The organism is Bordetella muralis, assembly GCF_054781015.1.
This window is the reverse complement of sequence record NZ_BAAGVF010000002.1, coordinates 425,147-440,025: the sequence shown is the minus strand read 5'-3', so window position 1 is coordinate 440,025 and position 14,879 is coordinate 425,147. Positions and strand designations below refer to the sequence as shown.

11 protein-coding genes are annotated in these 14,879 nt (G+C 59.0%); 5 read left to right on the top strand and 6 right to left on the bottom strand.

The genetic code is table 11. From position 1 onward, the window contains the following. Positions 1-4: 4 nt before the first annotated feature. On the bottom strand, positions 5-835 hold the full coding sequence (locus ACYVIT_RS04120) for an SDR family oxidoreductase (RefSeq protein WP_415807705.1): 831 nt from the start codon (positions 833-835) through the stop codon (positions 5-7). 100 nt (positions 836-935) lie between these two features. On the opposite strand from ACYVIT_RS04120, the gene ACYVIT_RS04115 reads away from it, so the two are divergent. The 4 genes from ACYVIT_RS04115 to ACYVIT_RS04100 all read left to right on the top strand — a co-directional run bounded on the left by ACYVIT_RS04115 (position 936) and on the right by ACYVIT_RS04100 (position 5,514). After that, positions 936-1,826 carry a LysR family transcriptional regulator gene (locus tag ACYVIT_RS04115; RefSeq protein WP_415807706.1) on the top strand — a complete coding sequence of 297 codons (891 nt, stop codon included), beginning with the start codon at positions 936-938 and terminating at the stop codon, positions 1,824-1,826. An 89-nt stretch (positions 1,827-1,915) separates the two neighbouring features. Beyond that, the gene (locus ACYVIT_RS04110) at positions 1,916-2,935 is read left to right on the top strand and encodes an ABC transporter substrate-binding protein (RefSeq protein ID WP_415807707.1); all 1,020 of its coding nucleotides are present in this window, start codon (positions 1,916-1,918) and stop codon (positions 2,933-2,935) included. 135 nt (positions 2,936-3,070) lie between these two features. After that, entirely contained in the window at positions 3,071-4,465 is a 1,395-nt protein-coding gene (locus ACYVIT_RS04105) for an HdeD family acid-resistance protein (RefSeq protein WP_415807708.1), read from the top strand. 62 nt (positions 4,466-4,527) lie between these two features. Then, positions 4,528-5,514: an Lnb N-terminal periplasmic domain-containing protein gene (locus tag ACYVIT_RS04100; RefSeq protein ID WP_415807709.1), complete on the top strand. Its 987-nt coding sequence runs from the start codon at positions 4,528-4,530 to the stop codon at positions 5,512-5,514. A gap of 17 nt (positions 5,515-5,531) precedes the next feature. Here the strand turns inward: ACYVIT_RS04100 and ACYVIT_RS04095 are convergent, their stop codons facing one another. Beyond that, on the bottom strand, positions 5,532-6,659 hold the full coding sequence (locus ACYVIT_RS04095) for a metallophosphoesterase (RefSeq protein WP_415807710.1): 1,128 nt from the start codon (positions 6,657-6,659) through the stop codon (positions 5,532-5,534). A gap of 387 nt (positions 6,660-7,046) precedes the next feature. On the opposite strand from ACYVIT_RS04095, the gene ACYVIT_RS04090 reads away from it, so the two are divergent. Beyond that, positions 7,047-8,060, top strand: coding sequence for a LysR family transcriptional regulator (locus ACYVIT_RS04090; protein WP_415807711.1), 1,014 nt, complete (start codon positions 7,047-7,049; stop codon positions 8,058-8,060). On the opposite strand, the gene ACYVIT_RS04085 is transcribed toward ACYVIT_RS04090, so the two are convergent. Genes ACYVIT_RS04085 through ACYVIT_RS04070 form a run of 4 tightly spaced genes read right to left on the bottom strand, consistent with a single transcriptional unit; the run spans position 8,022 to position 14,765 of the window. After that, complete coding sequence (locus tag ACYVIT_RS04085; protein WP_415807712.1) at positions 8,022-8,330, bottom strand: DUF2149 domain-containing protein; 309 nt, start codon at positions 8,328-8,330, stop codon at positions 8,022-8,024. The two genes, ACYVIT_RS04090 and ACYVIT_RS04085, sit on opposite strands and share 39 nt — an antisense overlap. Next, positions 8,330-8,836, bottom strand: coding sequence for a MotA/TolQ/ExbB proton channel family protein (locus ACYVIT_RS04080; protein WP_415807713.1), 507 nt, complete (start codon positions 8,834-8,836; stop codon positions 8,330-8,332). The genes ACYVIT_RS04085 and ACYVIT_RS04080 overlap by 1 nt, the downstream gene beginning before the upstream one ends. Before the next feature lie 20 nt (positions 8,837-8,856). Continuing rightward, complete coding sequence (gene cobN, locus ACYVIT_RS04075) at positions 8,857-12,789, bottom strand: cobaltochelatase subunit CobN (protein ID WP_415807714.1); 3,933 nt, start codon at positions 12,787-12,789, stop codon at positions 8,857-8,859. Further along, the gene (locus ACYVIT_RS04070) at positions 12,789-14,765 is read right to left on the bottom strand and encodes a TonB-dependent receptor domain-containing protein (RefSeq protein ID WP_415807715.1); all 1,977 of its coding nucleotides are present in this window, start codon (positions 14,763-14,765) and stop codon (positions 12,789-12,791) included. Before ACYVIT_RS04070 ends, cobN begins: the two co-directional genes overlap by 1 nt. Between the last annotated feature and the right edge of the window lie 114 nt (positions 14,766-14,879).

Here is a 14,879-nt window from a genome sequence, read left to right as displayed (position 1 = left end):
GGCCTCATGCTGACTCCATGACGGACAAGGCGACCGCCCTTTGCGACTGCAAGGTTTCCAGTCGTTGCTGCAGGGCGCTGCCCACCTTGTCGTAGGTCGAACTGCCCAGGGCCAGCCGCAGCGGGGGATGTTCGGCATCGATGGCGTCGACCATGGCGTCGACCGTCTTGCCCGCGTCCCCGAACGCCGCAAAGCTGCCGGACGTGATCGATCGCCGGACTTCGTCGGCCGGCGTCCCGGCGTAGCAATCCATGATCGGCGCGTTGTCCAGCGCCGCGCTGAAGTTCGTGCGCGTGGGGCCCGGCTGGACGATGATGAAATCGATGCCGAAGGGCACGACCTCTTGTGACACGGCTTCGACGAAGCCCTCAATGCCCCATTTGGTGGCGTGATAGAGACTGAAACCCGGATACGCGATCTGGCCGCCCTCGGAAGACACCTGCACGATGCGCCCGCCACCCTGCTCTCGCAGCTTCGGCAGCACAGCGCGGATCAACTGGATCGAGCCCATCAGGTTGGTCGCGAGCTGGCGGTCGATCTGCGCGTCGCTCAGCTCTTCGGCGGCGCCGAACAATCCGTAGGCCGCGTTGCTGACCACCACGTCGATACGGCCCATGGCGCTGAACGCCTGCTCCACGCGCTCACGAATCTCCGTGGCGTCGGTGATTTCCAGTTTGAGGACCAGAAGCCGTTCGCCGTGCAGGGATTGGAGTTCGTCCAGTACGCCGTCGCGGCGCACGGTCGCCACCACGCGGTCCTTGCGCGCCAACAGGCGTTCGGTCAACAGCCTGCCCAGTCCTGTCGAGGCGCCGGTGATAAACCAAGTTTTGCTCATGTTCGTTCCTTGTTTGAGTGCCATGGACACCATGGTACGGAGCCTCGATTAGTTAGGGAATACCGTACTGATTGCATGAATAGATGAGTAAAATGAACCAATGAAGACACCTTCGATTTCCGATCTGCATGCCTTCATGGCGGTGGCCTCGCATAAAAGCTTTCGCCGCGCGGCCGACGTGCTGGGCGTCTCGCACTCCGCTCTCAGCCATGCCATGCGAGGTCTCGAAAGCAACCTGGGGGTGCGCCTGCTGAACCGCACCACGCGCAGCGTTTCTTTGACGCAGGACGGCGAACGGCTGTTGGCGCGTCTGTCGCCCATTCTGAGCGACCTGAGCACGGCGTTGAGCGAAGCCGCCGCCGCCGCAGGCCAACCCAGCGGCGTAGTCCGTGTCAACGGCAGCGAAGGCGCCATCCGGATGCTGCTGCAGATCGCGGTGCCGCGCCTGCGGGAACGCTATCCGAAAGTCGAACTGGATCTCTCGGTCGAAGGCCAGTTGATTGACGTGGTCGGGCGCGGCTTCGATGCCGGCATCCGCCTGGGCGAGGCGGTGCCCAAGGACATGGTCGCGGTTCGCCTGGGGCCGTCGCTGCGTTTTCTTCCCGTCGCCGCCCCGGGGTACCTGAAGTCGCATCCCGCGCCCCGCACCCCCGACGATCTGATGACGCACGAATGCATTCGCCAGCGCCTGCCCAGCGGCAAGCGATATCGCTGGGAATTCAAGAAGCACGACCAGGAACTCGCCATCGACGTGCCGGGCGGGATGACACTGGACAATAACCAGCTCATGGTGGAGGCGGCCGCGCAGGGCCTGGGCATTGCATTCGTGCCGGAGCCTTACGCCGCGCCCTATTTCGGCGCCAAGCGGTTGCTCCCCTTGCTTGAGGACTGGTGCCCGGACATACCAGGACTGTTCCTCTATTTTCCTAGCAACCGCCACGTGCCTCCCGCGCTGCGCGCGCTGATCGACGTGGTGAAGCAGTCACAGTGATGCGTCAGGCAGAACGGGACAACGCAGCCCAAAAATCGCCATCTGCTACCATCGCCCCCTTTGCCACGGAAGACAGGGAACATCGATTAATGACTCAATATCTGCGCATCAAACCCATTTTGGCCGCTGTCAGCGTCGCGATCGGGACGGTAATGAGCGTCAATGCTCATGCACAATCTCCCACCTGCGAACTCGACAGACCGATGAAATTCGGCGGGATGAATTGGGAATCGAATCAGATATTGGTCAACGTCGAACGCTACATCGTCGAACACGGCTACGGCTGCCAGACCCAAGTCGAACAGGGCGACACCTTGCCCATGTTTGCCGCACTACAACGCGGTGACGTCGATATCAATAGCGAAATCTGGATCACCCAGATGCAAGAGCCCTGGGACGAAGCCATCGCGGCAGGCAAGATCAAAGCCGTCGGCACCGTCTTTACCGGGACCGATGGCTGGTACGTGCCTCGTTATACCGCCGAAAAATTTCCGCAATTGCGCAGCGCCACCGATCTCAAAGGCCTGCATGAGACCTTCATCGACAATGAGGATCCCGGTAAAGGACGCATCTACGGCTGCGCGGCGGGCTGGACCTGCGGCACCATCAATGCCAATCTGCTGAAGGCCTTCAACCTGCAAGACGAATACCTGGTGTACTCACCCGGCAACGCTGCCGCGCAGCGCGCCGCAATCACCTCGGCCTATAAGCGCAAAAAGGACATCGTGTTCTATTACTGGACACCTACCTCGCTCGTCGGCTCGCTGGACCTGGTCAAACTGAAAATGCCGCCGGTGGATGAGAAAGCGTTGGCATGCATCACCGACCCAAAATGCGAAAACCCTCGACCCACAGGCCTGGCCGAGTATCCCGTCGTGACAGCGGTCAACAGCCAATTTGCGCAGCGCGCGCCGCAGCTGACCGCCTTTCTCGCCAAGGTCAACGTACCCGAAGAAAAGCTGACGGCCACATTGGGGCACATGGAAAATGAGGGCCTGGAACTCGAAGAAGCCTCTCTCTATTTCTTGCAGACCTATCCGGATATCTGGACAAATTGGGTACCGGCCGATGTTGCGCAACGCGTACAAGACAAGCTATCGAGCTCATAAAACGTAGACGGCGCTGGCATACGGGCGAGGGACGAATGTCTCCGCACTGCGACACGCTCGCCCGCCTTCGCCTATGACGCATGCCCATTAGCATGTAAGATTTCCCCATGTTTTCACACTGGGGCGCTGAAGACCATGGGTAAGCTGGTTCTATTGCTGTTAGGTTTGGACTACCTGCACAAACGCGCAAGAGCCCTCGTCATCACAGGTTATCTATTGGTATTGGTGGGGGTGGTCGTCCTGATCGACGCCACGGATGGTGTCGCCTATTTCCCGCTAGAACTCTTTGCCATATTGTTCATCATCGACGGCGTCTCCACTTTGCTCATTGCGCAATCCGGCGTGGGCGGCCAACGTGTCTTGCGCTACGCCAAGGGCATTTTCGTATTATTAGCCGGCATGTTGGTATTGGCTGGCCATCATCACGGTCATTTTGTCCTGTCGATGATTTTCGGCCTGCTGTTCCTGGCCGACGGGCTGATGCAGAGCATCTCTGCCTACGTCGTGCGATATCGCCGATGGCGTTATGTGCTCGCATCGGGCATTGCCGAAATCCTGCTCGCGATTTTCTTTTTCCAGCCCTATCCCACGCATTATGTCGGCACCGTTCCGTACTGCATCGCGCTGTTCCTGATATTTGCCGGTTTGAAACTGGTGGCCCTGGCTCGCCGCGTCCGCAGCCTGAAATCCAATCCAGCCCTGGCGACAAATACCCACCCCGATTTCATGCCGACCAAGGTCACCAATCCCAGGCCCACTACTTATGACGGCCCGCCAGCAGATTCCGACCATGCCCTGACGGTACACATCTGGACCCCCTCGGGATCCGCCAAAACGGAAACCCGCAATTATCTTTTGGTGAATCGCTATATCGCCGCCGTCGACGTCAACGGCGTGGTGTCCACCGGCCATGCGGCGCTGGAGTCTCCCGAAGGCGTATACGTCAGTCTCTATCCCGCTCAGGAAATCGATCACTCTCCCGAGCAGTTCGGCAATCTACTGCGGGCAACAGATGCCAACAACGTTCCTGGCACGTTCCAACCGGACTATGCCACCGAGTCCAAGGCCTGGTGCCCATCGACCGTGCAAGTCCGCATACGCAACTACGATCCCGCAAAGCTGCAAGCGTTCTGGGACGAGTACCGGCAAAACACCACCTATAACCTGACATACCGTAATTGCTCGACTTCCGTCGCGAGAGCATTGGAGGCTGCAGTGGACGGAGCCGTAGGGCACTTGCATGGTCCCGATGCCGGATGGACCGTATTGCTGCGTCTGCTGATCACCCCTGAACTCTGGGTAGCCGCCCAGATCCGCAAGCGCGCGCTGACGATGGCCTGGACGCCAGGCCTGATGCTGGACTACGCGCGCGCAGTGAGCATGCTGGCCGATCCGCGTCCGTTTGGATGGTGGAAAGTCTCGCAGTCGGCAATTCGAAAGATCGCCGCCATGCGAGCCGGCTGGCGCGCTCAGGATCGTGAAGCAACCTCGCAGCATACAGAAACGCGAGCCTCTCGCGAAACATCGTAAGCATCCATGGCCACTTCGGCACCCCACACAAAAATCCTGCCGTGAAACGGAAAACAAAAGCCATGCTCTTACACACTGTGATTGTGCTTGCGGTGTTGGCCGTAGCATTCTGGGGAGCGCTCGCGCTGTGGTTTCAGGCTCCGCTACGCATTATTTTCGTTGCCGCGTGGACCGTGCTGGCAATCGCAGCGATCGTGGGCGTAATACGGGGAACCTATCTCCCCCTCGCCCTGTTCGCAGCCGCATGGATCGTGATGCAGGCATGGTGGTGGCTAGGCGTGCGCCCCTCGAATACGCGGGAATGGATGCCGGAGGTGGCCGAGCAAACTCACGGATCCGTCAATGGCAACCTGGTCACACTGCACAACGTGCGCAATTTCGAATGGCGCTCGCGAACCGACTACGATCCGCGCTGGGAAACACGCACCTATGACCTGAGCAAGCTGCAATCTGTCGATATGGCGCTGTCATACTGGGGCCGTCCAGCCATTGCCCATACCATGGTGTCGTTTGGTTTCTCCGATGGACAGCATGTGATTTTTTCGGTCGAGATCCGCCGCAAACTAGGCGATAAATTTTCCGAAATCGGAGGTTTTTTCCGTCAATATGAATTGGCGGTGCTCGCCTCTACCGAAGAAGACAGCCTGCGCGTACGCACCAACGTGCGCGGCGAGGAAGGCTACCTATATCGAATACAAATGTCCCCGGATGCCGCCCGTGCGCTGTTCCTGTCATACCTGGACACGGCCAACCAGTTACGAGATCGCCCCCGTTTCTACAATACCGTCACGGCCAACTGCACCACCATCATTTATCAGCTGACCAAACAGATCGTACCTGGCCTGCCCCTGGATCGCCGGCTATTGCTATCTGGTTACCTACCCGAATACATGTACGAACTGGACGCGCTGTCGGGGGCCGACAGCATCGAGGCCTATCGACGCGCCGGCCACTACACCCAGCGCGCACTGGACAACAAGGACATCGCGACTTTCTCGCAGGATATACGAAGAGGTGTCCCGGGCGTTGCCGAATCGGCAGCGCACTGACACCGCTCCCATACCCGCTACGAGCGCCGCCGCAACGTAATTTCCGTAATTTCCGAGGGGCGCCCGATACGCTGTGGAAAGCCGGGCCACAGCCCAGCGCCATTGCTTACATACAACGACATGCCATCGACATCGTAGAGACCTGAAACGAATCCGGCATTAAAGCGCGCCACCAGCAAATCGAATCCACGAATATGGCCGCCATGGGTGTGGCCCGACAGTTGCAGGTCCACGCCTTGCGCGCGATTACTTCTGGCATTGCCAGGACGGTGATCCATCAGGATGACAGGCACGCCTTGCGGTCTGCCGGCCAATGCTTTGGCTACATCAGGGCCGATCTGGCCATAACGGGAGCCGACCTGATCAGGCACACCCGCGATGACCAGCTCGCCCGCACCCTCACGAATCACGGTGTACTCATTCTCCAGAACGGTGATACCCAGCCGGCGAAAGACCTCTATCCATTGAGAATAGGCGGCGTAATATTCATGATTGCCCGCGACGGCATACACGCCGTCCTTGGCAGCCAATCGTCCCAAGGGCGGAATATCGTTTGCGCGCGTCGATGGCGTGCCATCCACCAGATCCCCGGAGATCAAGATCAAATCGGGATTCAGCGCATTCGCCTGGTCCACCACGGCATCTAGCCAGGGGCGATCCAGAAGACGACTAACGTGTAGATCCGTCAGATGCACAATGCGATAGCCATCGAACTCCGCAGCCAATCCCGCGACAGGCAACTCCATCCTGCGTATGTCAGGCACACGAACGGCCTGTGATGTTCCCCATGCGCCGAGCGTCAGAGCCGACACCGCCATGAAATGGGGCAACTTGTGCGCAGCCAACAACCGGCTTCCGACAGGCCTGGAAACCAGATATAGCAGCCCGCCAAGCACATCCCTGATCAGCAGGAAGCATGCCAGCAGGATCAGCGCGCCATAGGCGACACCAAACCCGATGATGAGCCAACGCGGACTTTCCGGTGACGCCATGGTTCCGGCTACCTGGCTGACCAGCCATTGATGCTCTGCCACGATCAAGACAGCCACTGACAGAACGGCCTTTGCCATCAGGCCCAGCTTCAGTCGCCATACATAACGCCACGCCACGTAAAAACCGATCAGACCCGCTGCCAACAGAAACACTTGCGTCTATCCCGTAGAAAAGTGAGCAATCCGAGAGCCAAACTGCCCGAGGCAGGCGAGTCTACAAGACCATCTCAGTCGCTCTACTGACCGACGGCTGACAGTTTTGTCAGAATGGCCCAAAGCCGTCCTTTGCTTGAACGCGTCGTAGTGCCGGCCAGGTATGACTCCCGGGCCGGGAATCAACTGGATATCAATTTTCTTGACATCTCTGTCAGCTTTCTGACCGCGAATCGTCAGTTTGATGTCACCGCTCTGACAGCGGCAGCGCTCTACAGTGACACCCATCAGCAGCTGGGCTATTGGTCCTCGATCGTTGCTGACATCAATGCTGCCGCGCAATTTCATTGCGTATATCCGTCATCGACCTCAAAAAGGGCTAATGTCATGGAACGAACCGGATCAGGTTTCGACTTTAACTTCAACGACATTGCGGTTTTCGTGCAAGTTGCGAAACAACGCAGCATCTCCCGCACCGCGGAGCAGACAGGGATGCCCGCATCGACCGTATCGCGCCGTCTGAGCATGCTGGAGGAACGCCTAGGCGTACAGCTCCTGTCGCGTACGACAAGGCGCATCCTGCTGACAGAAGCCGGAAAGCTCTATTACGAACACTGCCATCAACTCATTGAGCAGGCGCAGGACGCTCAAGACGTATTGCTGGACCATGGCGCACAGCCACGCGGCACCCTCAAGGTATTGCTACCTGACATGCTGGACGCCATTGAACTGCCCGCTTTCATTCCGCAGTTTGCGCGCGCCTGGCCTGAACTGCAGTTTCGCTATGACTATCACCACGGCCCGCAGTGGGAACAGCATCGCGATTTTGACGTCGCGTTGCGTTGGGGGACACAGATCAACAGCGATCTTGTGGCACGCAGTATCGCTCAGGTCGAATTCGGACTCTATGCCTCTGAACACTACCTCAAAAAGCGGGGCATGCCCAAGCATCCCAGTGAATTGACGCTGCATGACTGCGTTTACGCCGACCTATGTAAAGAGCTCGTCAGCTGGAGCTTTCGCAGCACGGGACAACCGCTCGTCATCGAGCCTCAAAGCCGTCTCGGCCTCAGTGACATGAACCTGGCGCATCGTCTCGCATGCGAAGGCGCCGGCATCGTAGCCCTGCCACTTTCGACAAAAATCGACGAATCATTGATACCGGTTCTACCCACGTGGCGGCTTGCTCCGATCACGCTATATGCCATGTATTCGAGCCGCACGCCGCCCGCCCGTGTCCGGGTTTTTATCGATGCGCTGATCGAGCACGCCAAAACACGGCATGCAGGCGTGCCGAAATCGAAATTTTCCCTAAAGCCCACGCAAGGCCCCTCCCAGCCGGATCACCATCTCGTTGGCAAGTCAGCGCTCCGGCACATAGATCATGCGTCCGTCCTCTAAACGGTACGTCACGCCCGCCCGGGCGCCCTGCCCTTGTCCGACCTCACCACTGGATTCATATCGCGTCAACTCCTGGCCCTCTTTGATCGTGATACGCATATCCGATTCGCCAGGATTCTCTACCACGACGACCTTGTCTTGTGAAAACGGGCTCAATGGGTTCTCGGCAATCACCACCATCAAGACACCAATGATCACCAGGAACAAGTCAATCAGATTGACGACAGACAGCATGGGATCATTGGCCTCGTCATCATCCAGGAAGCGCATCACGATCCTCCCTTGTCTTGCCGCTGACGCTCGAGGTCGCGCAAATCCTGCAATAACCAACGCCGGCGTATCGTCAGGATAAAGAAGCAGATGCTCGCTGCCAACAGCGCCAGGATCACAGCGGAAAACGCAGCGACCATATTGCGGCCCACGCTTGCGCCGTCGTTATTGCCCAACGCCAGCAATGCCGGGCCCATGGGAATCATGGTGGCAATCAGGCCCAGCATCGGCGCAGAGCGTGACACAATGCGCAGCCATTCGAGCTGCCGCATGATCCACAACTCAATGTCGTCACTGGTCATCCGATCACCATATGCTGCCCTATCGGCAAACACAAACAATGCCCGAGGATGAGAGGACATCCGCCGCTGCCAGGCCTCGACGGCAAACGCTCCCAGCATGTACAAGGCATAACCCAAGGCCGCAGCGATCAACAGCATCACCGGGGCCAAGAAGACACGCGACACGGCATATAGCAGCGTTTCGATTTCTGCAAAGAAAGACATAAACCCTCTGAGATGATGTGTTATTGCGTAGCGTGGCTGACATGCCGGCTACGCAATCCCTGACGCAATGCGCCGCTACCGAGCAAAATCAGCATCAGCAGCAATACCCACCGGGGCGAAGCATCCTCGGAAACCGCAGCGGGCTCGACGGGCTCCAAGACTTGCCCTTGAACAGACTGCGGCGACTGCGCAGCTGGCGAGTCGGGCTGGCTCGGTTTTGCCGCTGGACCGGCATCCGATGCAGCGCGTGCATCCAGGCCGAACCCCTGGGCCATATCTGCGATGTACTGCCGTGTCACCTCGGCGCCGGTATCGACGTCGAACCGCTGCGCCAACTCCTGCCAACGCTCTGCCAACGCTCGGCGCGTCTGCTCCGAAGCGTCCCAGTACCCTTTTCGAATCGCTTCCGCCATACGCTCCAGCACCTGGGCCTGTGCCGTCGGATTGTGTTGTTCGAACCATTCCCCGGTTCCCAGCGCTCGCGTATCGCTGACGTAGGTATCGAACAACGCCTGCCATTGATCGTCGCGCACCGTACTGGCATCCGCCGCCTGCCAGCCAAACAGGTTGTTCGTGACGTTCAGCACCTGCAACGTGCCCGAATATCCCTCTTTCTGCATGGAATCTATCCACAGTGGATTCAAGTAACGCTCGCGCAATTCGGCAGACAAGAAGCGTGCGAGCCCCGTCGTCCGGATCTCACCGTCGCGCAAGTCAGAGATCATCAGTTGAGGCGCCTGCCCGTCGAGATGCCGGATCGCAGCCGATAGTCCACCCAGAAACTCGAACGGGTGATCCGTGGAAAGCACGCCATGCACTGTCGACGAACGTGACATGATGACTGCCTGTGTTCCTCGCAACTGCGCGGCAAACACATTGGTTTGTGCCGGACTCTCACCCCACCCCTCGGCGCCATAGGCATATTGGCTGCTGAGCAAGAACTGTTTGCCCAGCGCTGCGTCAGCGTCCCATTGAGTCGAGTCCAGCGCCAGATGCGGCACACCCGTTCCGTACTCGCCGGGCGCATTGCTGAAAATGCGATAACGGGCCGCCACGGCTGCTGCGTCAGCAGAAAGGCCCGCCTCGCTCAGCGCGGCGGCAGTACGCTGATTGTTGAGCGCAATCGGATTACCGGGTTCGCGCAACGCGGCCAGTCTTGTCAGTGCGTCATCCAGCAGTCGCATGAAACTGTCGAACTGGTCACGATATACCCCCGTGACCTGCACCACCACATCAACCCTGGGACGGCCCAATTCTGCCCCGGGGATGATGTCCAATGAAACAACCCTTCCACCACTATCCCAAACCGGCCGCAAGCCCAGTGCGTGCAGGACCTGAGCCTCGGTCACCCCTAGATGCCGAGTCGCCTCGGATGCCCATAGACTGAATGCGAGCTTTTGCGGCCGGGCTCCAGCGTGTTCATGTTGGAACGCCTGGACCAGTTGCTCATAGGCAGTGGCAGCGGTTTCGTAGGCTGCTTGCGTAGGCACCTTGTCTGCCTCGAAGGCATACAAATTGCGCCCACTGCGTACGTCCGGATTACGTATGGGATCTCCGCCCGCACCCGGAACAACAAAGCGCCCTGCCAGACCTGCCAGCAACATGTCATTCTCTTGCGTGTCTTGCAGATGCGCATCCAACTCGCGAGCGCGCTGCTCGAATGCCGCCAGCGAGGACGGCATCTCATTTCCGGCGGGGTTCAGCATCTGCGCTACGGCGCGATAAGCGGGACTATCCTGCAAGCCTTGCTCACCCGCAAAACGTTCGTCCTGGTCGATATCCAATGCGTCGTACAAAGGCCGGCCCAATTGCTGCATCACCGTGCTGATACGATGCTCGGCCTGTGGCGCCTGCCCGAACGTGTGCAATCCCAGGGGCACGGCGCGGCGGGCCAGTTCATGCAAATGATCATGCAACTGCTGCAGAAATTCACTGAAATCCTGTTCGGCCTGCTGCGCAGTCCATCCCAGATCGTCGTTCAGATGCGCCGCAACCGCAGCACTGCGGATCTGATGGCTGACCTGCTCACGCACTGCCCCCTCGTCGAGCTGCTGGTACTCGTGTATCCACTGATGCAAATCGCGCAATTGATCGTACAGACCCGCTGGCGAAAAAGGCGGCGTCTGATGGCTGACGATGACAGCACGTCCCCGGCGCTTCGCCTGAATAGCTTCGCTCACGTTGTCCTGGATGTATGGATAAAACACAGGCAAACTGCCCACACTGAGCCAGGGGTAATCAGTCGCCGCCAATCCGCGATCCTTGCCGGGCAACCATTCCTGTGTGCCATGCGTACCTAGATGAATCAATGCATGTGCCGCGTACTGCTGCTGCAAATACAGATAGGCCGCCATATAGAGATGGTCGGGAGCACTGCTCAGGTCGTGATAGTGGTTCCCTGCGCCAAAGGTCCGCGGCATTTGCGGCATCACCACCAAATGCCCGAGCTGCCAACGCGGAATCACAAAATAGCGCTTGCCCTTTATTTCTCGTACTGCCTGATGCTGTGCGGGAACGCCGACTCGCCGCAACTCGTCCTGGCGCGCAACCGGCAACACCGACAGCCACTGTTCATAATCCTCCAACGGATAGAGCGCTGCTAGATCGTCATCCAGCAGCGACTCTAGCGGCACGGTGCCATATAAAGCGCCCAGCATACGCTGCGCGGTTTCAATGACTTCGGTTTCAACAACTGGCTTTCCCACCGCGTATCCCTGCGCTGCCAACGCGGCCTGGATAGACACGATACTTCTGGGAATATTCAAGTGCGAAGCACCCAGGCTTTTTTCACCAGCGGGATAATTCCAGAACTTCAATGCCAGTTTTTTCTGAGGCTCTGGTGTGTGGCGCAACGCGACGAGGCTGCGCAACTTTCCCATCAAGGCATCGACTTGTGCAGGCAACAGATCGCTGATACCCGCAGTGCTCGCAGACAAGACGAGCGGGTCGCTGATTCCCCAGCCTTCGGGGCCAGCCAAGAACACCGCCGTCGTGCGCGAACCGATACCGCTGGTCGTATCTGGCCACGCGCTCGCCTCCCCCTCGCGAAATCTCAGCGTCTGCAGAACCGGCACATCGAGAGCCAGAAAATCCCGGCTACGCGCCGCGCCGTCTTGCAGATGAGTCAGATTGACGAGGACATCGATGCTGCTCTTTTTCAACGCCCCGGCCAACCCGGCCGGATTCTGACTATCGAACCAAAAGACGATCGGCAGCAGACCCTCTGCCTCGCTGCGCCGTATCAGCTGGTCCACCTCGCGGGTGAGCAGATCGGCGACCACCCCTTGATGAATGAGAAAGGCAATGCGCCCCGCGGAAGACGGATCGCCTACGGGCGTGGACACCGCGGCCTGCGCGACGGAGGTGTACCAGTGCAGATAGGCATCGATATTGTCAAAGACGCGCGGCGCATCCGGATGATAAAAACCCGTAGCAGGTAGCCGCACAGGCGGATCCAACAGCGGCAACGACGGTTCGGCACGTTCGCTCAGCGCCTTGGCCAACGCAAAAAAATGAGCGAAATTCTCTGCTCCGCCAGCTGTATAAAGCGCTGCCATCGCCTTGCCGTATTGCGGTGGCAATTGTTCCCAGCCCGGCTTGCCGCCGCCGATGATCAGACGAGGACGAATGGTGCTTGGCGACAGTGCTTGCAAGTGCCGCTGTACGGCTGCGCGGTCACTGGGCCTAGGGACATCCCATATCAGCAATGCTGCCTGTTCAATGGCACGCTCCAGTACGGCGGGCGTAGCCTGCTCGACATTCAGATGCTGCAGCGTCACGGATTGCTGGGTAGCGAGCGACTGCAAACGCTGAAACTTCTCTGCGGAAACAAACCCCGTATGCAACACCTGTATGACGGCCCTGTCTTGCGCGACAGACAGCGTCGGCAGCATCGCAGCACATATCGCCAGAGCCAGCCAACGCCACACGGCGTGTTGATATAAGCAGGCCATCAGAATCTCGCCGTCAGACCGGCAAAATAACGCCGTCCCTCGTCGGCACGACCGTAGATATCGGCGTCGTCATTGGCAAGCCGCTCATCGGTCAGGTTTTCAATACCTGCATGCAAGCTCAAATGGCTATTGACGTCATAATCCAGGTACCAATGCAACAAGGTATAGCCCGGACGATCGCTTTCCGTGGCAGAGCGATATTGCGAACCGATATATTCCGTCCGAATCCGTGTATCCAGCCTGTCTGTCACAGCCCAGGTCAATGTCGCATTGGCGCGATGCCTGGAACGATCCGCCAAGCGCTCTCCGGTCGTTCGATCCTCAGCATCGAGGTACGTATAGTTGGCATCCAGGCGTACGTTGCGCAGCACGTCGACCCCGGCAGTCAGCTCCAGCCCCTGCAGTCTCGCTTTGGACACGTTCTCGTACTCGAGACACACTCGTCCTGGTACGTAGCAGGTCGGCTGCCGCACCGTCTCGATCAGGTTTCTCACGTCGTTATGAAACAGCGTCACGCCGGCAGACCAACGCGGCTGTTCATAGGACAGCCCGAGCTCATATGAACGGTTGGTTTCCGGTTGCAGTTGCGGGTTGCCACGAACGATCCCTCGTCCTCCCATGGCCGCTCTGGACTCATAGTCCGGTGACAATTGCTTGAGCGTTGGCGCCTTGAACCCCTGGCCAAAACCCGCCTTTACCGTCCACGCTGAGGTCGGGCGAAACATCAGGTAGGCCCGAGGGCTGGACTCCCAGCCAAAGTCCTCGTGGTGGTCAAAACGGCTGCTCAGCACCAATTCCCATTGTTCACTGAAGAGAATTTCGTCTTGGGCAAAAAACGCGTAATGATCCAAGGACGCCACGCCGCGCTGATTGACAGATGGGTCCTCCAACCGTTCGCGCCGCGTTTCGGCGCCGAGTGTCAGCTTGTGCATCTGGCCTAGCGCAAAACCCACACGCCCATCCAACACCGTATCGGTGAAACGATTGGGACCTGTCGCATCACCACCGTCGCTGCGCCACGCGTGGCGATCAAGCGTCGAACGATACAACCGGATCTGGCTGTCGCCCCAGCTCCAGTCGCCCGTGTGAGATATCGCATATCGACGACGATTGACCTTGTTCTCCGACCCGTAGATCGAGTTGTCGGTATTGCTGCGATAGGCCTCCAGGTCTTCGTGCCCCGCATCGACTGACACATCAATGCGTTGCTGCGCGTCGGGCGTCCAGCTCAGGCCCACATGCCCCGACGCGGCGCGCCGTTCGTCCAACGCCGTCAACGCCGTATTGGCGGCATCGTGCAGCGGCGCCCGGCGATTGAATTCACCCCACACGTTCAACCCCAGTGTCCCCGGTACGATGGGACCGCCGAGATAAAAGCCGCTCTTGTACTGATTGCCATCCAGACCATGATCATTCAAGACCGCGTAACTGCTGAACGAGCCCTGCCATTCGTCGGTAGCTTTGCGGGTAATGACATTGACCACGCCCCCCAAAGCCTCGGAACCGTACAGCGAGGACATGGGCCCTCGCACCACCTCAACCCGTTCGATCGCTTCGGTCGGTACCCAACCCAACTCGAAATCGGAATGAGAGATAGCGGAAGCCGAGGCATTGATACGCTGACCATCGACCAGCATCAGCGTGTGTTCTGCGCTCATGCCGCGAATCGAGATGCCTCGGCGCCCCAGACCGGCGTCCTCCAATCCCACTCCGACGGTATCTTGCACCGCGTCAGCCAGGTCCAGGACGGGCTGCCTACGCAACGCCTGGCCGTCGATCACGGTCACGCTCGCTGGCGCCTCGGCCTCACTGCGTTCCCAGGCGGTTGCCGTCACCACGACTGGCGACAGCGTGGACGGGTGCGCCGCCAGGCCTGGTTGACGCCGCTCTGCGTCGTCTTCCTCCGCCCATGCCGCCCCGCTCACGGTGGCGAGGACGATCAAGCAACTGGCTGCGACGTCGCGGCCTGCGTTCATTTTGCACATCGTTATTGGATTTCATTGCGCCGTATCTTCAGAGCCAGCGTTTGGGCTTTGATGAATACCGATCACGGCCGATTCAAAAAAACGGTATGTTATATCATATCAAAA